Raw genomic sequence first — 19,582 nt, 5'->3', positions numbered from 1 at the left:
ATCCTTCCCCAGTGTCGTCTTTAGAACTTGTACCCAACCGTTACACCGTACGTACGCGGCGCGGAAATATGGTTGTAATCGAACCCGAAGCCCGCGAGCAGATCCACACGCGAGGTGAAGTAGAACTTGTTGCCGAGGTTCTTGCCCCAGATCGACGCGTTCCAGCGCCCGTCCGCGGTTTCGTAGTCGATATGCGCGCCCAGGATCGCATAGCTGCCCTGCTGCAGCCGCGGCACGTTCAGCACTTCGAAATACTGGCTCGACGAATAGCTCACGTCGCCGTGCAGACTGAGCTTGCCGGTATCCGAATCCATCACCGTGAGATCGACGCCGCCGTTGAAGGTCAGCGACGGCGCGTTCGACAGCTCGTTGCCCGAGACGTCGACGCCGCTCACCGTACCCTTCTTGATCTTGGAATCGAGGAGGCCGACTCCGGCGCGGAGTGACAGCATGTCGCTCGCCCGAACGCTGAGTTCGGCCTCGCCGCCCATGATCCGCGATTTATTGATATTGAGCAGCGTCTGCGCCGCGGTCACCGGATCGACGTTGATGAACTGCTGATTGCGATAGTCGTAATAGAAACCGGCGAGATTGAGCGTCACAGAGCGGCCCGCGAACTGCGTCTTGGCACCAATCTCGTAAGCGTTCACCTTCTCCGGCTTCGCGATCGAAAGCTCGGACGGATCGAAGAACGCCTGCGCATTGAAGCTGCTCGCCCGGTAGCCCCGGCTGAAATGCGCATAGAGAAGATTGCCGTCAGCGAGCTTGTAGTCGAGACCGATCTTTCCCGAAATATTGTCGGTGCTGTATTTCAGGTCCGACGGCGGGATCAGGTTCACCACCAGCACGCCGTTCGGGCCGAGCGCGTTCGATTCGAAATCGGTCTGTCGCCCCGTATCGTGCGTGTAGCGCAGGCCGCCGCGCAGCGTGATTGAATCGCTGATATCGTAATTCATGTCGGTGTAGATCGCGATGCTCTTCTTCACCTGGTCGAAGCTGTTGGCGAACAGGCAGCCGAGCGGCAGCCCGATCGCGCAATCGGCATCGGTCACGCCGGGAAGGCCATCCGAATCGACATCCTTCGCGATTTCGAAGGTGGTGCTGTTGAATACTTTCTCGCGGTTGTAATAGGCGCCCAGAATGAAATCGAACGGACCGCCCGTGTCACTCGTCAGACGCAGATCCTGCGCGAACTGGTTCGCCTTGTCGTAATACGGAATCTCCAGCAGTTCGGTCGCCGTACCGTCGGTATCTTCATAGAACGAGAGCTTGCCCTTGTCCCACGAGGTGATGCTGGTGACGGTGAGCGTATCCGACACGTCGATGTTGCCGGTGAGCGCCAGTGAATAGGTGCGCGCGCGGCGGCGTTCGGTGACGTTCGCCTCGATCTCGCGCTTGCCGAGACCGACGCGATGCACCTCCGCAGGCTGCGCGTAGATGCCGTAGTTGCGCGGGTTCTGATAGCTCGTCGAGCCGCGCAGCACGAAGCGCACGCCGTCCGACGGTTCCAGCAGGACCGAGGCACGCACCGCATATTCGCGCACGCCCGCAAGGTCGGGCTCACCCGGCAACTGGTTCTTGAACCAGCCGTCGGCTCGCGCGAAGCTGAACGCGACACGCGCCGCCGCTTTGTCGCCCATCGGCACGTTGATCGCGCCGTTCGCGTCCATGCGGTTGTAATTGCCGTAGCCGAGATTGAGATATCCGCTCGTCTCGCCGAGTTCCGGCGCGCGGCTGATGAGATTGACCGCGCCGCCCGTGGTGTTCTTTCCGTAAAGCGTCCCCTGCGGCCCGCGCAGCACTTCGACGCGCTCAAGATCGTACATGGCAACCCCGAGGAACGCGAAGTTCCCCTTGTAAACCTCGTCGTAATAGGTCGCGACCGGGCTCGACTGGTTGAGGCTGTAATCGGACATCGAAACGCCGCGCAGCGCGAAGATCGGTGTGTTGTCGCCGACGATGCTGGTGAGCTGCAGGTTGGCCACCTTGGTGACGAGATCATCGGCATTCGTGACGCGCGATTTTGAAAGCTGATCGCCGCCGATCGCGGAGACCGAAATCGGCACGTCCTGAAGCCGTTCGGCGCGCTTGGTGGCGGTGATGACGATTTCGGTATCCGCAGCCTCCGCGGTTTCCTGCGCGTTGGCAATGCCCGCCGTACCCGTAAGCAGCAGCGGCACGATGGCGGCGGAAAACGCCGCGCGTCCTTTAATCTTCATAATCAAACCTTCCCCTTTTGTTTCCCCGAATTATGTGTCGCCGCCCTCCGCAAGAGCATTGATCTTCTCGACCAGTTCCGCCCGCATCGCAGGCGCATCGGTGCGCAGCGGCACCTTGCGCAGCTTGCCGATCTCGCTTGCCGAATACGGTTTGAAATCCGCCGGAACGTGTGCGCCGTCGAAGCGGTAAAGCGTCCAGTTCAGAAGGTCCGCGAGTTCCGCGTCGCTGATCGGCGCGGTCGCAACGCCCGGCACGCGCCCGAGATATTCGCGACCGCCGGGAACATGCAGGAACTTCGCCACGATCCCCGCCATCGCGGGCGTCGTCTGGGGCGTGCCGGTGGCGTCAGAGCGGTGGCAGCCCTGGCATTTCAGCATCCAGTTCTGCCGCGCGAGCGCCGGATTTGAAACGCCGGTTTCGCTGAGATCACCCTGCGCAGCAAGCCCCGCACCGGTCACACCGGCGAGAACTGCGAGCGCGAGGATGCCGCGCAGCATCACTTGATCGCGGCTTTCAGTTCTGCGACCTGACGCGGCGTCAGCGCCGCACCGCCCTTGCGGATGCCGCCCACTTCGTCAGCGCTGAAACGCTTCACCTTTTTGTCGGCCGCCGCGATCGTGTCGAGCACGTGGTTGAGCACCGCCGCGACCTCGTCGTCCTTCATGGCGGCCTGCGCGGGCATGACCCCGCGATAGGTCTTGCCGTCGACAACGAGCGGCCCGGAAAGGCCGCGCGTCACTGCCAGCACCAGGAACCGCCGCCCGTCCGGCTTTGCCGCAAGGGCGGCCGGCTCCACCTTCAGCGAAGGAAACGCACCCGGCACGCCCGCACCGGTCGCGAGATGGCACGCCGCGCAGCGCTTGTAGAGCGCCGGACCATCCGCGGCCTGCGCCGCCCCGGGCAGCGCCATCAGCAGCATCGCGGCCGCGATCCGCAGCATCGTCATTTCTCCAGCGCCACGCCGAGGATGACCGCCGTCGAGCAATTGTAGATCGCGCTCGACGTGCCGAGGCACCAGTTGATGTCGTTGTTTTCCTGCGGCCGCACCATCGGCCGGTCGCCTTCGTTGCGGTTGCAAAGGCACCGTCCGCACGAGGATTTGCCGCAGCAGTCGTTGTAGCTGATGATGTAGGAGCGATTGTCCGCGGGATTGAGGCAAGTGCCGATCCAGGTGATCGGTGACATTTCCGTGCCTGGCGGGCAGGTGCTCGCCGTGCCGCCGCAGCATGAACACAGGAACCCGTCGATCGCGCAGTAGCGCCAGTAGTCGCAGCTCGCCTGATCGCCGGGGTCCTGCGGGTTGCCGGTCGGCTGAGGGGCGATGCCGCCGCCCGCGCCGCCGTGCGCAGGGTTCGCCGCGGCATAGGCGCGCGAGACGGGCAGCACGGGGAACGCCGCCGCGCCGGTGATCGCGCCGCCGATCAGCGTCAGCAGGCTGCGGCGCGAGGTCGTTTTCGCCACCCGCCGGGTGAGCGCTTCGGTGATCTTGTCCATGGCCATGGCTGCTTCCCCTTATCGCTTCGCCAGGAAGTCCTGGAGCGAGGCGACGCCGCGCTCCTTGGCTTCGAACAGGCTTTCGAGATGTTCACGCGTATTGACGAGACCGAGCGAGGCGATCTTTCCGTCTTCGCCGATCAGCACCGCATAGGGCAGCTTCGACACGCCGAAGCGGCGCCCGAGATCTTCGGAGAGGACATAGGGGAAGCCCGCGAGCCCTTCGGCCATCATCAGGCGCCGGTGCGCGGCCTCATCGCCGTCGCTGGCGAGGATCGCGTCCAGCCAGCCACGCTCAGCAGCGGCAGCGGATTTGAACACCGGCAGCAGCGTCTTGCAGATGGGGCAATCGGGCGACAGGAAGAAGATCAGCTGGCTACGGCCGCGCGCGCCGCCGATCACGACGGCGTCACCGCTTAGGGACTTCACGTGCATTTCCGGCGCGGCGTCGCCCGTTTTCACACCCTGATGCAGGGTCAGCGCGCCCGCAGGCGCGATCCGTTCGTGAAGCACGCCCACCTGCCGCGCGAGCGCCGCGACGAGCACGCCGAGCACGGCAACCGTGATCCAGAGCAGCACCTGCGAGACGACGATCAGGCTCATGCGTGCCTCCAATGGGGTTTAGGGATGGCCGCCAGTTCACCGGCGGCGGACTGCAGACTGAAAAGCGCGAGCGCGGCGAACAGCGGCTCCGGCGATCCCGCACCTGCGGGGAGCAGCGCCGCCGCCCCGGCAAGGCCTGCAAAAAGGATGGCGCGCGCCGGAGCAAAGACCCGGGGAGCAGCGGTGTGCGCGCCAAAGGTGCAACCACAATCGAAAGCCTCACCGCGCCGCCGCACCAGCAGCACGGCGTAAACAAGCCAGAGCCCCGCGGCGATGGCAGCGCCTGCTGGCCGCGTCGCGGCGAACAGCAGCGCCATGGCTGCGAGGAATTCCGTCGCGCCGGCCGTCGCGGCCAGTGCCTTGCCGAAGCCCGCGTTCGTGCCTGCAAGCCGCGCCGCCGCGCCCGCCATGCGTTCGGGCTGGAACGCCTTGTGGGCGGCTGCCGACAGCAGCACGAGCGCGAGGAACAGCGCGATGCTGTCGCCCGCGAAGCTCATTTGCCCGCCGCCGTCATGGTCATGGGGTCGTTCACGACCTCTGCGACCGTATGCAGAAAATCGCCGCTGTTCGCGTCGTAGACGTCGAGATTGCCGTCGGGCCGCGAGGCGACGAGGTAGGGTTTCGCACCCGCCGTCACCTCGATCGAAAGCGTGTGGTTCTTCATCGCGATCTTGCGCGCCACGACCTTCTTCGCCGTGTCCGCGACCCACACTTCGGTGCCGCCGTTCTTGTGGCTGCCGTCCGTGCCGCTGGGGTCCATCAGCACGTAGACATGCCCCGCCGCATCGGCGGACGTCACCTGCCAGCCGCCGGGGCGATAGCCCTTCGCGGCATCGCCCGGCACCATCGCGAACCCGCCGAGATCGCGCGGCTTGTCGCCCGAAAGATCGAAGCCGCGCAGCTTGCCCTTGAAGCTGACGAACCACGCCGTCCGCCCCGCCATCGCGGGCGTCATGAACCAGGGATCATTGTCGATGTCGTTGACGGCCTTGGAGGTCGTCGTCGATTTCGCCTTGCCCGCCTCGTCGAGCAGAACCGTCATCATCGTGCCGTCCGCGCAGAGCGACGTGAAGCCGCGCGCGCCGGTCGGATACATCAGCGAGCAGCCTGGCAGCTCGATATCGCCCAGGGTGTTGCGCGCCTCGAGATCGACGACCGTGACCGAGGCGCCCGGCGTGAAATTGAAGACGAGCATCCATTTCTCGCCGTTCGTGAACTGCATCGCGTTCCGCAGCGTCACGAATTGGCCGCGCTTGCCGCCCGGCAGCACGATCTCGCCCTTGTGCGCGAGCGTCGCCTTGTCCCAGATCGAAATCACATCGGTGCGTTCGCCGCGCGTCAGACGCGAGAAGAAAGTCTCGCCCGTATAAATCTCACTACCGGCCGTCGAAGGCAGCAACGTGCCGAACTGGGCGACCGGAACCTGCCCTTTCACCGACGAAACCGGGCTCGATACGTCGACGACAGCAGCGCGCCCGTCGAGGATGCTTTTGAAGTGCAGGTCGTGCACGAAAACATAGCTGTCGGGATATCGCTCGGGCAGCGTCGCGACCGACGGAATCGGTTCTTCGGGAAGCGGCTGCGGGAACGCCTGCTGAGCCTGTGCACTGCTCGCGGCAAGCAGTAGCGTGGCGGCCAGAAGCCCGGCGCGTCGTGACATCATTCCCCTCCCTCGGCATCGCCTTTCGACGAGTCGCACTTCCCTCAAGCGCGAAAATGATTTAGGTCTTCTGTCCAATTTTTGTGAAGCGTACTAATTTGTCGGTTCAATATCAGCGCGCTAGATGCTCCCGCGAGAGTCGAAGGAGTCCCCTGTTGCCTGAGTTCATTGTCCCGGATCTGAAGGTCGTCCCCCGCGAGGGCGGTTATGCGCGCGGACAGGATGGCGTGGAGCAGATCCTGCGCGCAGCGCTCAATATCCTTGTCGAGCAGGGCTATCGCGCCGTGACGATGCGGGCGATCGCCAAGGCCTGCGACATGAAGCTCGGCAACATCACCTATTATTTCCCGACGCGCGACGAGCTCGTCCGCGCGCTCTTCGATGCCGTCATCAGCAGCTACGAAGAGGCGTTCGACGCGATCAGCCACGACGAAGGCACCAGCGTGGAGGAGCGCTTCGAAAGCCTGATCAGGCTGATCCTGGAGGACATCACCACCAAGAAGACGACGCGCTTCTTTCCCGAAATCTGGGCGCTCGCCAATCACGACGCATTCGTTTCCGAACGCGTCGATGAAGTCTATCGCCGCGCCCGCGCCGTGCTCAACGAGCTGATCGCCGAACTCAATCCGGCACTGCCCGAAGACGAGCGCGAAACGGTCGCCCTGTTCATTTCCGCCTCGCTCGAGGGCACCACGATGTTCGCGGGCCATGACAAGCCATGGCGGCACCGCATGGGCTGGCTAGAAACCATCGCCTGCCGCGCCTACGTCCCGCTCGTCAAATCGCTGAAACCGGGCGACATCCGCGTATCGACGTCGGGAGCGCCGCTCGACTCAGATTGAGACTTGCTCATTTATTGACGATCTCTATATTGAGTAAGCGTAAACGAGAATCCACGGGGAGACCGGCGGGTGTCAGTTGCAAGCCTGGGCGTCCGCCGCGCCCCTGTCAGCCTCACTTTCGGCGAAACACGCCCGCGCGCCCTGCTCGTGGACTGGGACGGCTGCCTTGCCATCGGCAATCGCCTCCAGCCCGGCGCAGCGACGCTGCTGTCCTGCTGGCAGGACCGGGTGGTCATCGTCTCGAACAACAGCACGCATCTGCCGCATCAGATCGTCCGCATCCTCGAAGATGCGGGCGTCCCGATCCCGACGGATCGCGTCCTGCTCGCGGGCTATGAAACGATCAGGATCGCCGCTGAAAGTTCATGGCGCCGCGCGATGATCCTCGGCGATCCGCGCCTGCGCGCCGCCGCCCGCGCGCTCGGCATTTCCGTTGCGCGCGAGGCGCCGGAGGTGGTGGTGCTGCTGCGCGACACGCGCTTCACCTTCCGCCAGCTCGAACGCGCCGCGAATGCGATCCTGCGCGGCGCGGCGCTGCTCGTGTCGAACGCCGATCTCAATCACCCCGGCCCAGGCGGTGAGGTCGTGCCCGAAACCGGCGCGCTGCTCGCCGCGCTGCTCGCCGCGACCGGCAAGCGGCCGCTCGATTACCAGCTCGTCGGCAAGCCCTCGCCGCGCCTCTTCATGCGCGCCTGCGACCTCCTCGATATCCCGCCCGAAGACGCCCTGATGATCGGCGACAATCCCGATACGGACGTCGCGGGCGCAGGCGCGGTGGGTATGCCCTGCGTCACCATCGGCGGCGCGGCGGGGCGCACGCTCGAATCGGTGGCGGCAAGCCTCAGAACCGCTTGATCGACAAGATGTCGAAGGTCTTCCGCAGCGTATCCGTCGCCCGGTCGTAGTCCGCGAGCGCAAGCGCCGCGATCAGCGCGTCGATCACGCAGAGCTGCGCGATTCGGCTCGCCATCGCCTCGGTGCGGAAGCGCGTCTCGCGCGCCATCGTGTAGAGCAGGATGTCGGCGTGGCTCTGGATGGGCGAGCGCGCATAGTTGGTGATCACCACGGTCTTGGCGCCCGCCTCGTGCGCGAGGCGCGTTGCGGTGAGCGTTTCGTGCGTCGCGCCCGTGTGCGAGATCGTCAGCACTGCCACGTCGGGTCCGGTACGCGACGCGCTGATCGCCTGGATGTGGCTGTCCGTCATGGCGCGCGCGTCGAGGCCGATTCGCAGCATCCGGTAGTGCGCGTCCTCGGCGATCGGGGCTGACGAACCGATGCCGTAAATTTCGATCCGCCGCGCCGCGCGCATCGCCGCCACCGCCTGCCCGAGCGCCTTCGGATCGAGCACCGAATGCGTGTCGCGCAGCGCCTGAATGCCCGAATGGAACACCTTGCGGCACACGGTCTCCAGATCGTCGTCCTTCTCCAGATCCTCATGGATGAACTGGACAGGCCGCACGATCTCCTGCGCAAGGCTCAGCTTCAGGTGCTGGAACCCGGTGAGACCGAGGCTGCGGCAGAAATTGATGACGCTGCCCTCGCTGGCCGCGGTGGCTTCCGAAAGCTCCGTCACCGACATGCGAACGACGCGTTCCGGCTCGGCGAGCACGAAGTCGGCGATTCGCGCCGCGCCCTTCGGCATCGTCGGCCGCGCCACCCGGATTCGCGACAGCGCGTTTTCCACCGGCATCTGATCCCGCGTGCCGCCCTGCGTCATTGAATACCCTTCGCCTGCAACGATTCCGCCCCCGCGACTGAGGAAAGCTCAGCCGCGGCGCAGGGTCAAGCAAAGCCGCTTCGAAAAGCATGGCAGCGAACCCCCTGAAAACGGTCACTCATTTTTTATTCAGATCAGAAATGAGTATTTTTCACAAAGCTGTCATGAGCGGACCCTATTGCCCGTGGCGAGCGCCGCCGGGGCCTCGCGAATCGGATGAAGGCAAGCCCTTCGCTGATCACGGGCCCAGGCGCGCGTCAACGCGCTTCAACAAGGGGAAATTTCCGTGACGCCGACCCTCACCCGTGCTTTTCTAGGCCTCGTCCTCACCGGCTGTGCGCTTCCGGCGCTCGCCGCCGCCGACATGGCCGCCGCCGATCCGGGCGACGCCGCCGACAATGCAGAGATGATCGTCGTCACCGGCCGTCAGATCGAACAGCCGAGCGAACTTGCGGCCGGCGTCATCGAATTCGGCAACTCGGTGCAGATCGTCACCTCCGAACAGATCGCGATGAGCGGCGCCACCAACTTCGCCGAACTCGCGCAGTTCCTCATCAAGGGCGCCAACATCGGCTATTCGCCCGACGAAGGCGAATACACGATCCGTCTCGACGGCGGCGGCGACCGCGACACGCTCGTCGTTCTCGACGGCGTACCGCTTTACGATCGCGGCCCCGCGCTCGAAGACATTTGGGGATCGACCACGATCGACCCGCACATGATCGAGCGCGCCGAAGTGTTCCGCGGCGGCAACAGCCTGTTCTTCGGCTCGAATGGCGGCATCGGCGTCATCAGCCTCGTCACCAAGCGCCCGGACGGCACCAAGAAATTCGAACTCGGCGCCAATTACGGCTCGTTCAACACGCGCGAAATCTGGGGCAACGCCTCGTTCCCGATCGACTCCGAAGGCCGCCACAGCATCATGGTCTACGGCGGCACCGTGCAAACCGACGGCCCGCGCATCTTCCATCCCGATTCCTACGTCGACAACGTCGCGGCAGCGGGTGGCATCCAGGAGTATCCGCTCAACCGCAGCAACATCGGCATCAAGTATCTCTGGAAGGTCGATGACAAATCGGAATTCCGTGTCGGCGCACAGTACACGCAGATCGAATTCCAGGATGCGTTCCCCGACAACGAAACCTATTCGCCGAACCGTGTCCGCTATCCGATCGTCGATTTCTCGCTCGATCGCCGGTGGTCTGACGCGCTCTACACCGAATTTTCGGGCTACTGGAGCAATCCCAAGCTCAACAACACCGAAACCTACGCCGAGATATGCCGCCAGCCCACGGGCTGTATCGATCCGGCAACGGGCGCAGCGATCGCGTTCGGCAAGGCGACCGGCCGCTCGATCCCTTATCCCAACAAGGGCTTCGGCAAGAATTCGAAAGTCGGCGGCTTCCGAGAACTCGGCGTCAATCTCCGCAACACGCTCACGGTGAAGGACGTGGTCGAGGTCGTCGGCGGCGTGCAGGTCGTGTCCTACAAGAACGACTCCGATCCGGTGTTCCCGGTCGGTGACGCATCCACCACGATCACCGGCGTTTATGCGGACCTGCGCCCGACGATCCCGTTCAGCCCCGACACGAAGATTTCGCTCGCCGCGCGCATCGATTTCGCCAAGGCCTTCAGCTCGAAAACGATCTGGAAGTTCGGCGTGCGTCAGCCGTTCGGCGATTTCTACATCCGTGCGAACGGCGGCACGTCCTACAGCACGCCGCGCAATACGGAGCTCTTTAACGAAAGCCCCACGCTCGTCGGCAACCCGGATCTGAAGACCGAGGAAACCGAAACCTACAACGCTGCTGCCGGCTACAGTCACGCCTTCGGCAATTTTCAGGTGAGCGCCGAACTCGGCTGGTTCACCACGGACATCACCAACCGCATCCAGACAACCTCTGGCCTCACGCCGAACACCTATTTCAACAACGACCGCATCACCGAGATCCGCGGCCTCAACGCCGAACTCAACCTGGCGCTCGGCGAGAGCTGGTCTGCGAACGTCAGCTACACAAAGCAGCAGGCGCGTCTCGATGGCTCGAAGCTGCAGATCAACGAAACGCCCGAATACATGATCCAGGGCACCGTCGCCTGGCACAGCCCGGGCCAGCGTTTCCACGTCACGCTCTATCCGCGCTATCAGGGGCCGGAATTCGCGACCGGCGGCGTCGGCGGCTCGCTCCGCCACAACTTCGGCAACTACTTCGTGATGAACGCCTCGCTCGGCGTGTGGCTCGGCGAGGAGCGCGACCACCGCTTCACGGTCCGCGTCGTCAACGTCTTCGATAAATATTATGCGGAGCGTTACGGCTTCGGCAACATGCGCTTCAGCGAAGCCTTCGTCCGCGGCGAGATCACGACGAGCAGCCCCGAATACTACTACGGCTACCCGTTCGAGGGCAAACCGCGCAGCGTCTACGTCTCCTACAGCACGAAGTTCTGAGGGAGGATGCGGGCTCATTTCCCGGGTCAGCGAGATGAGCCCGCATCACGCACCTGTCACACGCGAATTCTAGGGACTCCGTTTTCAACACACCGATGGAGACTCGGATGAGACACTGGCTGACGGCAGCATTGGCGACACTGGTCGGCATCGCATCGCCCGCGCTTGCGCAAACCGCGGCAAAGCCCCTCACGGTCGTGCTCATTCCCGCCGACGGCGGCACCGAAAGCGGCACGATCGCGGACTATCAGCCGGTATTCAACGCCATATCGCGCAGCACGGGCATCAAATTCGATCTCAAGGTCGCGCAAAGCTACGGCGCCGTTGTGGAGGCGATGTGCGGCGGCCGCGCCGATGTCGCCTTCATGGGGCCGGTCACTTACCTACAGGCGCAGAAGCGCGGCTGCGCGAAGCTGCTCGCGGTCGGTGTCGAAAACGGCCAGTCCGTCTATTACGCCGGTTTCTTCGCGCGCAAGGATGCCCCCTTCAAAAGCGTGAAGGATCTGCGCGGCAAGCGCGTCGCATTCGGCGACGTGAATTCCGCCTCGTCCTTCGTGTTCCCGATGGCGATGGTCATCGAGGCGGGCCTCGATCCCGTTCGCGATCTCGGCGAGATCCGCATGGCGGGCAGCCACGTGAACAGCCTTGCCGCGCTGGTGCAGGGCCGGGTCGATGCCGCTGCGCTCTCGTTCGATTCCTACGAGAAGGCGGTGCGGCAGGGCGCGGTCGATCCGAAGAAGTTCAAGGTGATCGCGAAGAGCAGCCCCATCCCCTACCCGCCGATCGCTGTGAACAGCCGCCTGGCGCCGAAGCTGCAGGCGAAACTCCGCGCCGCCTTCGCCGACATCGCGCACGCCCCCGGCATGACACCCGAGATGATCCGCGGCTACGGCGGCAAACGCATTGACGGCTACGACGTGAAATTCCCGGCATCGAAGTTCAACGTCGCCGCATCGCGCATGGCGCTCGTCAACGATGATCTCAAAAGTCGTATCCTCACCAAATCGGCGAACCGCTGAGAATGGACGCGCCCGCGATCAGCTTCCGCAAGATCGGCAAGCGCTACCCGGACGGCACGCGCGCGCTCGATGATGTCTCGCTCGATGTTCCCCGCGGCCAGTTCTGCGTGCTGCTCGGCCCATCGGGCGCGGGCAAGTCGACGCTGCTGCGCATGGCGAACCGCCTCGCCGAGCCGACCGAGGGCCGCGTCATCATCGAAGGCCGCGATCTCACGCCGCGCACGATGAAGCCCATCCGTCGCCGCATCGGCATGATCCATCAGAGCTTCAATCTCGTCGGCCGCCTCAGCGTCGCGGCGAACATCATGACTGGCGCGCTCCCCGCGCTCGGCACGGCGCGCGTACTCGCCGGTCTCTTCCCGGACGCGCTGAAGACGAAGGCGTGTATGCTCGCGGCTTCCGTCGGCCTCGACCCCGCGCACATGAGCCGCCGGGCGGACAGTCTTTCGGGCGGGCAGCAGCAACGCGTCGGCATCGCGCGCGCGTTCATGCTGGACCCCGCCATCGTGCTTGCGGACGAACCCGTCGCCAGCCTCGATCCGCGTATCAGCAGCGATATTCTCGCGCTCATCCGCGATCAGGCGCGTGTGCGCGGCGCGACCGTGCTGTGCAGTCTCCACCAGATCGAACTCGCGCGCACCTTCGCGGACCGCGTCGTCGCTCTGCGCCACGGGCGGCTGGTCTTCGACGGCACCCCCGCCGAACTCGACCGCAACGCGATCCGCGCAATCTACGGAGAGGCGGGGCCGGTCCCCATCGCCAGCGGAGGGCTCGCGGCATGAACACCGCTGCCTGGAATTATCCGGCCCCGTTCGGAACCCGCACGGTCGCCATCGTCATCATGGCGTTCGCATTGCTCTGGATCACCGGCCAGCGCGTCGAAATGGGACGCATGATTTCGATGACCGGCGAGGCCGCGCTTGCCGCGGTCGGCATCGTGCCGGAATCGGAAGTCGCCGACGGTTTCGGCGCGGTCGCGGGTAAGCTGTTTCCACTGCAAATCTCCACGCGCACCGAAGTGAGCCGGATCGAGAATTTCGATCCCCGGCATCTGCCCCCCTTCGCACGCATCGAAACTGCGGAAACCACGACGCAGGCGCTCAATCCCGATACGCTTGAGATGGAGCCGCACACCGAACGCACCACGGTTCTCGTCGAGCCTGTGGGCTATCTCGTCCACGTTGCCGCGAAGATGCTGGAAACGCTCGAGATCGCACTGTGGGGCACGGTGATCGCGATCCTCGTCGGCTTTCCGCTCGCGCTCGGCGCAGCGCGTAACATCACGCATTCGCCCGCGCTGCGCGGCGTCGCGGGCGCGGCGATCAGCCTGCTGCGCTCGATCCCCGAGATGATCAGCGCGCTGTTCCTCGTCATCGCCTATGGCTTCGGGCCGATCGCGGGCATTCTCGCGCTCGCCTTCTACGGCGCGGGCTATCTCGGCAAGGTCTACGGCGAAGACATGGAGGGGCTGGACCCGCGCCCGCAGGAAGCGCTCGCGGCCGGCGGCGCCACCATGCTCGCGCAGCTTCGCTGGGCGGTGTTGCCGCAGGCGATGCCGCGCTTCATCGCCGCCGCGCTTTATGTCCTCGACCGCAACATGCGCATGGCGACCGTCATCGGCATCGTCGGCGCGGGCGGCATCGGGCAGGAACTGAAAGGCCGCTACGACATGTACGACTACGGCCATGTCGGCACGATCCTCGTCGTTATTTTCCTCGTGGTTTTCCTCCTCGACCGGGCGGCCGCGCACCTGCGCCGCGCGGCGCTCTGACCCCTCAAATGAAAGGCGCACGATGACCGACACCAGCCGCCGCAATTTCCTCCGCACCGCCGCAGCCGGCGCCGCGCTCTCCGCGCTTCCGGCCAGCATCGCGCGCGCCATGGCGATCGCCCCCGCGCGCGTCACGGGCACGATCAAGGACGTGCAGCACATCGTCATCCTGATGCAGGAGAATCGCTCCTTCGATCATTATTTCGGCACGATGCGCGGCGTACGCGGCTTCGGCGATCGTCACCCGATCCCGATGCGCGGCGACCGCACCGTCTGGCAGCAATCGGACGGCAAGCGCGAGCTTCCGCCCTACCATCTCGACACGAAGACCACCGATGCGCTGAAGGTGCCCGGCACGCCGCACAGCTTTTCTGACGCGCAGGCCGCGTGGAGCCAGGGCCGCTTCGGCGAATGGCCGCGCTACAAGAACCCCTATTCGATGGGCTATTACCGGCGCGAGGACATTCCCTTCCAGTTCGCGCTCGCCGAGAATTTCACGATCTGCGACGCCTATCACTGCTCGGTGACATCAGGCACCGATCCCAACCGCATCGTGTTCTGGACCGGCTCCAGCTTCGATCCGCAAGCGGTCGCGAAGGGCGAGAATTGCACCGATGTGAATTCGGAGCCGAACAATCTCCGCTGCTGGGTGAAGGGCGCGCTCCCGTCGCCGGGCTACACCTATCAGGGCAATGCGCTCACCTGGCCGACAATCCCCGACGTATTGCAAGATGCGGGCATCGATTGGCGCATCTATCAGGATCCGAACGACAACTGGACGGGCGCGATGCACGGCTGCCTCGGCTCGCAGAGCTTCCGCGAGGCGAAGCCGGGGTCCGAACTCTACAAGCGCGGCATGAGCGAATACACGCTGCTCCAGCTCGCGGACGATGTGAAGAACGGCACGCTCCCCGCCGTCTCGTGGGTGCTGCCACCCAAGGAATGGTCCGAGCACCCGAGCGCCTCGACGCCGCTGCAGGGCGCTGAATTCACCGCGATGGTCCTCGATGCGCTGACATCGAATCCCGAAGTCTGGGCGAAGACTGCCTTCTTCCTCACCTTCGACGAGAACGACGGCCAGTTCGATCACGTCCCCCCCGCGGCGCCGCCGTCCTACGATGTGGAGGGGAATCTCTGCGGCAAGACGACGATGCCGATCGCAGGACATTATTTCAACGACACCGCCGGCAAATACACCGACCCCACCGACGACATCAGCGGCAAGGTCCGCCCGTGGGCGATGGGGCCGCGCGTGCCGATGTACGTCGTCTCGCCGTGGAGCCGCGGCGGCTGGGTCACGTCCGAAGTGATGGACCACACCTCGATCGGCCAGTTCCTCGAAAAGCGTTTCGACATCACGATCCCCGCGATCAGCCCGTGGCACCGCGCGGTGAGCGGCGATCTCACCTCCGCGTTCGATTTCGCCGCGCCGTCGGACCCAAGCTTCCCGCCGCTGCCGCCGGTGACGGGCGCCTCGAGCGTCGTCCTTGCGCACATGCAGCGCCCGAAGATCATGCCGCCGGAAACCCCGCAGCCGCTCTGGCAGGAGGCGGGCACCCGCCCCTCGCGCGCGCTGCCCTACGAGCTCCACGCCGACATGCGCGTCGATGCGAAGCGCCGCGCCGTCACGGTCGATTTCGCGAACACCGGCACGGCGGGCGCGGTGTTCCACGTCTACGACAAGCGGAACCTCGACCGCATCCCGCGCCGCTACACCGTGGAAGCCGGCAAGCGCCTTTCCGACGACTGGGCGGTGGAAGCGGACGGCGCGTTCGACCTCTGGCTGATCGGCCCGAACGGCTTCGTGCGCGCAATCAAAGGCTCGCTCGCGCAAAACGCCGCGCCGCCCATCGTGACGGCACGCTACGACCGCAAAGGCCCGGCGCTGAAACTCACATCACGCGGCGAAGCCACGTTGCGCAGCGAGCATTACGGCGCCATCTCGCAGCCGCTGAAAGCCGCCCACGTCTGGTCCGCGAAGGATTCGCACGGCTGGTACGACCTCACCGTCACCGCCCCCGGCTTCGAGCAGCGCTTCGCGGGCCGCATTGAAACCGGCCGTCACAGCATCAGCGATCCGGCCTAGAGGAACAGCTCCGCCGCTGCCTCCACGATCGCATCCGCGTTCAGGCGGTGGATGCGATACGTGTCCGCAAGGTTGCCGGTCTGCCCGAAGCGGTCGACGCCGAGCGGGCTGACGCGGTGGCCCTGCACCCCGCCGATCCACGACAGCGCCGCCGGAGACCCGTCGAGTACCGTCACCAGACCCGCGTTCGGCGCCAGCGTGCCGAGCAGCGTTTCGATGTGCGACGTCTCTTTCGCGCGCCCCTGCCAGCGCGCCGCGCGCGCCGCGCTCCAGTCGCGGTGCAGCAGCGTCGGCGAAGTGACCGCGAGCAGCCCAAGCCCCGGCAGGTCCGCCTCCAGCAGCTCCCACGCCGCGATCGCATCGGGCATCACCGCGCCCATCGCCACGACCGCAGCCTCGCTGCCTTCCGCCGATTGCCGCAGCCAGTATGCGCCCTTCAGCGCATCCGCCTGCCACGCATCGTCCTCGCGCCGCGCCTGCAGGATGGTGCGCGTGGTCAGGCGGAAATAGATCGATCCGCCGTCCGCTGCCTGCATGTGGCGGAAACCGTGTTCCATCATCAGCGCGAGTTCGTCGGCAAATGCAGGCTCGTAGTGCGTCAGCCCCGGCTGCCCCATCGCGATCAGCGGCGGGTTGATCGATTGGTGCGCGCCGCCTTCCGGCCCCAGCGTCACGCCCGAAGGCGTCGCCACCAGCATGAAGCGCGCGTCCTGATAGCAGGCGTAGTTCAGCGCATCGAGCCCGCGCGCGATGAAGGGATCATACACCGTCCCCACCGGCATCAATTGCTCACCGAACAGGTCGCCCGCAAGCCCCAGCGCGCCGAGCACGAGGAACAGATTGTTCTCCGCGATGCCGAGTTCGATGTGCTGCCCCGCAGGCGCGCCGGACCATTTCTGCGCCGAAGGAATCTTCGCCTTCTGGAACACGTCGGCAAGATCCTGCCGCCGGAACAGCCCGCGCTGGTTCACCCAGCCGCCGAGGTTCGTGGAGACCGTCACGTCGGGCGACGTCGTCACGATCCGCGCGGCGAGCGGATGGCCCGATTTGGCCAGCTCGAAGAGTATCTTCCCGAACGCTGCCTGCGTCGATTGCTCCGCCTCGCGCGGCGCGTCCAGCGTCGGCACGGGCACGGAATCGATCGGCCGCGCGTCCTTCTGCTGGCGGATCGGCGCGGCCTCCAGCATCGCCTTCGCCGCCGCCGCAGCGTTGCCGCCAAGCCCCGCCCAAGGCTCCCATTCCTCGCCCTCGGCGATGCCGAGCCGCCCGCGCAGCTCCGCGATCTGCGCCGGCGTCATCAGCCCGGAATGATTGTCCTTGTGCCCGGCGAGCGGCAGGCCATAGCCCTTGATCGTATAGGCGATGAAAATCGTCGGCCGGTCGTCCTTCGCCCCGTCGAACGCGTCTTTCAGCGTTTCAAGGCAATGCCCGCCGAGGTTCGTCATCAACTCCGCGAGCGCCGCATCGTCGCGCTTGCCGAGCAGCGCCTTCACGCCGCGCACGCTGCCGATGTCCGCCTCCAGCCGCGCGCGCCACGCCGCCCCGCCCTGGTAGGTGAGCGCCGCATATTCGGCGTTCGGGCAATTGTCGATCCAGTCCGCGAGCGCCTGCCCGCCCGGCTCCTTGAATGCCGCGCGCTGGTGCCGCCCGTGCTTCAGCGTCACCACGCGCCAGCCGCAGGTTTCGAAGATGTCGTCGAAGCGGCGGAACATCCGGTCGGCCGTCGTCGCGTCCAGCGACTGCCGGTTATAATCCACGATCCACCAGCAGTTGCGGATGTCGTGCTTGTACGCCTCGATCAGGCATTCATAGATATTGCCCTCGTCGAGTTCCGCGTCGCCCATCAGCGCGATCATGCGGCCCGTGTCCGCCTCCGCCATCAGCCCGTGCGCGACCATATAGTCCTGCACAAGGCTCGCGAACGCCGTGATCGCGACGCCGAGCCCCACCGATCCGGTCGAGAAATCCACCGGGATCACGTCCTTGGTGCGCGAAGGGTAGGATTGCACGCCGCCCAGCCCGCGAAACGCCTTCAGCCTGTCCAGGCTCTCGTTCCCCAGCATGTAGTGGATCGCGTGGAGCAGCGGCCCGGCGTGCGGCTTCACCGCCACGCGGTCGTTCGGCCCCAGCGCGTGGAAATACAGCGCCGCCATGATCGCGCTCATCGAAGCGCAGCTCGCCTGATGCCCGCCCACCTTGATGCCGTCCACGTTCTCGCGGATGTGGTTCGCGTTGTGGATCGTCCACGCCGCCAGCCAGCGCAGCCGCGTCTCCAGGTCTTCGAGCGTGCTCACCGTATCGGGGCTGGAAACCGTCACTGTCATCTTGTCGCTCCGCGCACTGTGCCAGCCGTCCATATATTACGCGTAGGCGCGCGCGGTCCTTGCGAAATGGGCTCGACAGGTGGCGCGTTTTGGCAGAAACGATTGCCGGAAACCGACAGGAAGCAATTTCATGCCAATCCAACCGCTCGACGCGCTTGATGTCAAAATCCTCGAATGCCTTCAGGAAGACGGGCGCATCACCAATCAGGAGCTTTCGGAGAAGGTCGGCCTGTCGCCGAGCCCGTGCCTGCGCCGCGTGCGCCAGCTGGAGGCGGCGGGCATCATCACCGGCTATGTCGCGCTGGTCAGCCCCGATCAGGTCGGCCTCACGATCAGCGCCTTCGTGCGCGTGCGGCTCAATCAGCAGGACGAAAAGCACCTCGACATCTTCGAAACCGCCGTCGCCGCCTTCCCGGAGGTGATGGAATGTTACCTGATGACCGGCGAAGCCGACTACCAGCTCCGCGTCCTCGTCCCCTCACTCGCCGATTTCGAGGATGTGCTGCGACGGCTCACCCGCATCGAGGGGGTGGCGCAGGTGACGACGAGCTTCGCGCTACGGCCGATCGTCTACAAGACGGCGGTGCCGGTTTGAGGGGGATAAGTGTGAGAGACGCCATCTTCTTAGAAGCTTCTGGCTCAATCTACAGTGTCCTAATAGAGAAATTTCCGGATGATGAACTTGTGCGGCTAAAGTGGACCGCAATTGGAAATTTACGATCACAGGTTTAAACTTCAGCTTCGCGGACTGAGCCACTCAGCATTGGGAGCATTTTCCTGACAGGGCCTGCCTCCTCACCATGACAGATGCATTTCCCTACGCTATGTCGTGATTTCACAGTCTGAGGGGGGCTTAGTGACTATAAGCGAGACGGTTATCGTCGGGGGAAAGGCTCTTGGCGCTTTGGGAGCGATTGCAAAATCCTCGCCAAGTATAATGCGCCTCGTGAAACGAAGCTATCACCGCATGACTAAGGGTTACGTGAGGATTCCTATTTTTGGTAGCGGAGGTGTTGGCAAGAGCACCGCAGCGAGGATTATCGCAGGGGCCGCACCTGACAGCGCCTATGGCGCTTATGAAGAGTCTCTTTGGACGGAGATTGTGCCCCTGTCAGGTGACATTCCAGGGGAGCTTCGAGTTGCCCCTGGGCAGGAATCGCGTGTCGATCGGCATTGGCCTGAACTGTTCAAGGATTTGTCGTCGGGAAAAGCTCGCGGCCTAATCAACGTCGTTTCTTACGGTTATCACGCCCTCGAAATTCAAAGCGTGGAGGACTCTTCCGTATGGAGGCCCGACATGAGTTTAGTTGATTTTCGAAACGCATATACCGAAGCTCGCCGAAAGCTAGGCCGCGTTGACAAAAGACTTCAGCCATAGGCGGACGGCGGCGAGGTTGAGG

General features: G+C 64.7%; 17 protein-coding genes. 8 read left to right on the top strand and 9 right to left on the bottom strand.

Translation table 11 applies throughout. The features are described from left to right. Window positions 1-20: 20 nt before the first annotated feature. From AAC014_RS13530 to AAC014_RS13500, 7 genes are read right to left on the bottom strand one after another with little or no spacing between them, the layout of a single operon-like run. A complete protein-coding gene (locus AAC014_RS13530) occupies window positions 21-2,219 on the bottom strand; it encodes a TonB-dependent receptor (RefSeq protein ID WP_339709325.1) in 2,199 nt (732 codons plus the stop codon). Between the two features lie 30 nt (window positions 2,220-2,249). Next, window positions 2,250-2,717, bottom strand: a complete 468-nt coding sequence (locus AAC014_RS13525; protein WP_339709323.1) for a cytochrome C — start codon at window positions 2,715-2,717, stop codon at window positions 2,250-2,252. After that, on the bottom strand, window positions 2,717-3,166 hold the full coding sequence (locus tag AAC014_RS13520; RefSeq protein ID WP_339709321.1) for a cytochrome c: 450 nt from the start codon (window positions 3,164-3,166) through the stop codon (window positions 2,717-2,719). The genes AAC014_RS13525 and AAC014_RS13520 overlap by 1 nt, the downstream gene beginning before the upstream one ends. Next, window positions 3,163-3,720: a methylamine dehydrogenase light chain gene (locus tag AAC014_RS13515; protein ID WP_339709319.1), complete on the bottom strand. Its 558-nt coding sequence runs from the start codon at window positions 3,718-3,720 to the stop codon at window positions 3,163-3,165. Before AAC014_RS13515 ends, AAC014_RS13520 begins: the two co-directional genes overlap by 4 nt. Before the next feature lie 12 nt (window positions 3,721-3,732). Next, complete coding sequence (locus AAC014_RS13510; protein WP_339709318.1) at window positions 3,733-4,317, bottom strand: redoxin family protein; 585 nt, start codon at window positions 4,315-4,317, stop codon at window positions 3,733-3,735. Beyond that, on the bottom strand, window positions 4,314-4,814 hold the full coding sequence (locus AAC014_RS13505) for a MauE/DoxX family redox-associated membrane protein (RefSeq protein ID WP_339709317.1): 501 nt from the start codon (window positions 4,812-4,814) through the stop codon (window positions 4,314-4,316). Before AAC014_RS13505 ends, AAC014_RS13510 begins: the two co-directional genes overlap by 4 nt. Further along, the gene (locus AAC014_RS13500; RefSeq protein WP_339709316.1) at window positions 4,811-5,977 is read right to left on the bottom strand and encodes an amine dehydrogenase large subunit; all 1,167 of its coding nucleotides are present in this window, start codon (window positions 5,975-5,977) and stop codon (window positions 4,811-4,813) included. The genes AAC014_RS13505 and AAC014_RS13500 overlap by 4 nt, the downstream gene beginning before the upstream one ends. A gap of 155 nt (window positions 5,978-6,132) precedes the next feature. Here AAC014_RS13500 and AAC014_RS13495 point away from each other — a divergent pair, with 155 nt between their 5' ends. Further along, window positions 6,133-6,819, top strand: coding sequence for a TetR/AcrR family transcriptional regulator (locus AAC014_RS13495; protein WP_339709314.1), 687 nt, complete (start codon window positions 6,133-6,135; stop codon window positions 6,817-6,819). 69 nt (window positions 6,820-6,888) lie between these two features. Further along, window positions 6,889-7,674: an HAD family hydrolase gene (locus tag AAC014_RS13490; protein ID WP_339709312.1), complete on the top strand. Its 786-nt coding sequence runs from the start codon at window positions 6,889-6,891 to the stop codon at window positions 7,672-7,674. Here AAC014_RS13490 and AAC014_RS13485 read toward each other — a convergent pair. Beyond that, window positions 7,661-8,536 (bottom strand): MurR/RpiR family transcriptional regulator, encoded by an 876-nt coding sequence (locus AAC014_RS13485; RefSeq protein WP_339709310.1) that lies wholly within the window; start codon window positions 8,534-8,536, stop codon window positions 7,661-7,663. The genes AAC014_RS13490 and AAC014_RS13485 overlap by 14 nt on opposite strands. 286 nt (window positions 8,537-8,822) lie before the next feature. On the opposite strand from AAC014_RS13485, the gene AAC014_RS13480 reads away from it, so the two are divergent. The 5 genes from AAC014_RS13480 to AAC014_RS13460 all read left to right on the top strand — a co-directional run bounded on the left by AAC014_RS13480 (window position 8,823) and on the right by AAC014_RS13460 (window position 15,858). Next, a complete protein-coding gene (locus tag AAC014_RS13480) occupies window positions 8,823-10,982 on the top strand; it encodes a TonB-dependent receptor (RefSeq protein WP_339709308.1) in 2,160 nt (719 codons plus the stop codon). Window positions 10,983-11,089: 107 nt separating this feature from the next. Further along, window positions 11,090-12,001 carry a phosphate/phosphite/phosphonate ABC transporter substrate-binding protein gene (locus AAC014_RS13475; RefSeq protein ID WP_339709306.1) on the top strand — a complete coding sequence of 304 codons (912 nt, stop codon included), beginning with the start codon at window positions 11,090-11,092 and terminating at the stop codon, window positions 11,999-12,001. Between the two features lie 2 nt (window positions 12,002-12,003). Next, the gene (locus tag AAC014_RS13470; protein ID WP_339709304.1) at window positions 12,004-12,783 is read left to right on the top strand and encodes a phosphonate ABC transporter ATP-binding protein; all 780 of its coding nucleotides are present in this window, start codon (window positions 12,004-12,006) and stop codon (window positions 12,781-12,783) included. Then, window positions 12,780-13,772, top strand: coding sequence for a phosphonate ABC transporter, permease protein PhnE (gene phnE, locus AAC014_RS13465; RefSeq protein WP_339709302.1), 993 nt, complete (start codon window positions 12,780-12,782; stop codon window positions 13,770-13,772). Before AAC014_RS13470 ends, phnE begins: the two co-directional genes overlap by 4 nt. A gap of 22 nt (window positions 13,773-13,794) precedes the next feature. Then, window positions 13,795-15,858, top strand: coding sequence for a phospholipase C, phosphocholine-specific (locus tag AAC014_RS13460; RefSeq protein ID WP_339709300.1), 2,064 nt, complete (start codon window positions 13,795-13,797; stop codon window positions 15,856-15,858). Here the strand turns inward: AAC014_RS13460 and AAC014_RS13455 are convergent. Beyond that, a complete protein-coding gene (locus AAC014_RS13455) occupies window positions 15,855-18,182 on the bottom strand; it encodes a transketolase (RefSeq protein ID WP_339709779.1) in 2,328 nt (775 codons plus the stop codon). The genes AAC014_RS13460 and AAC014_RS13455 overlap by 4 nt on opposite strands. Before the next feature lie 130 nt (window positions 18,183-18,312). Here AAC014_RS13455 and AAC014_RS13450 point away from each other — a divergent pair, with 130 nt between their 5' ends. Next, window positions 18,313-18,777, top strand: coding sequence for an Lrp/AsnC family transcriptional regulator (locus tag AAC014_RS13450; protein ID WP_339709298.1), 465 nt, complete (start codon window positions 18,313-18,315; stop codon window positions 18,775-18,777). The last annotated feature ends 805 nt before the right edge of the window (window positions 18,778-19,582 follow it).

It is taken from the genome of uncultured Sphingosinicella sp., from assembly GCF_963974575.1.
Classification (GTDB): Bacteria; Pseudomonadota; Alphaproteobacteria; order Sphingomonadales; family Sphingomonadaceae; genus Sphingosinicella.
Note: the sequence above shows the minus strand (reverse complement) of the source record. Positions and strands in the feature narration are given on the sequence as shown.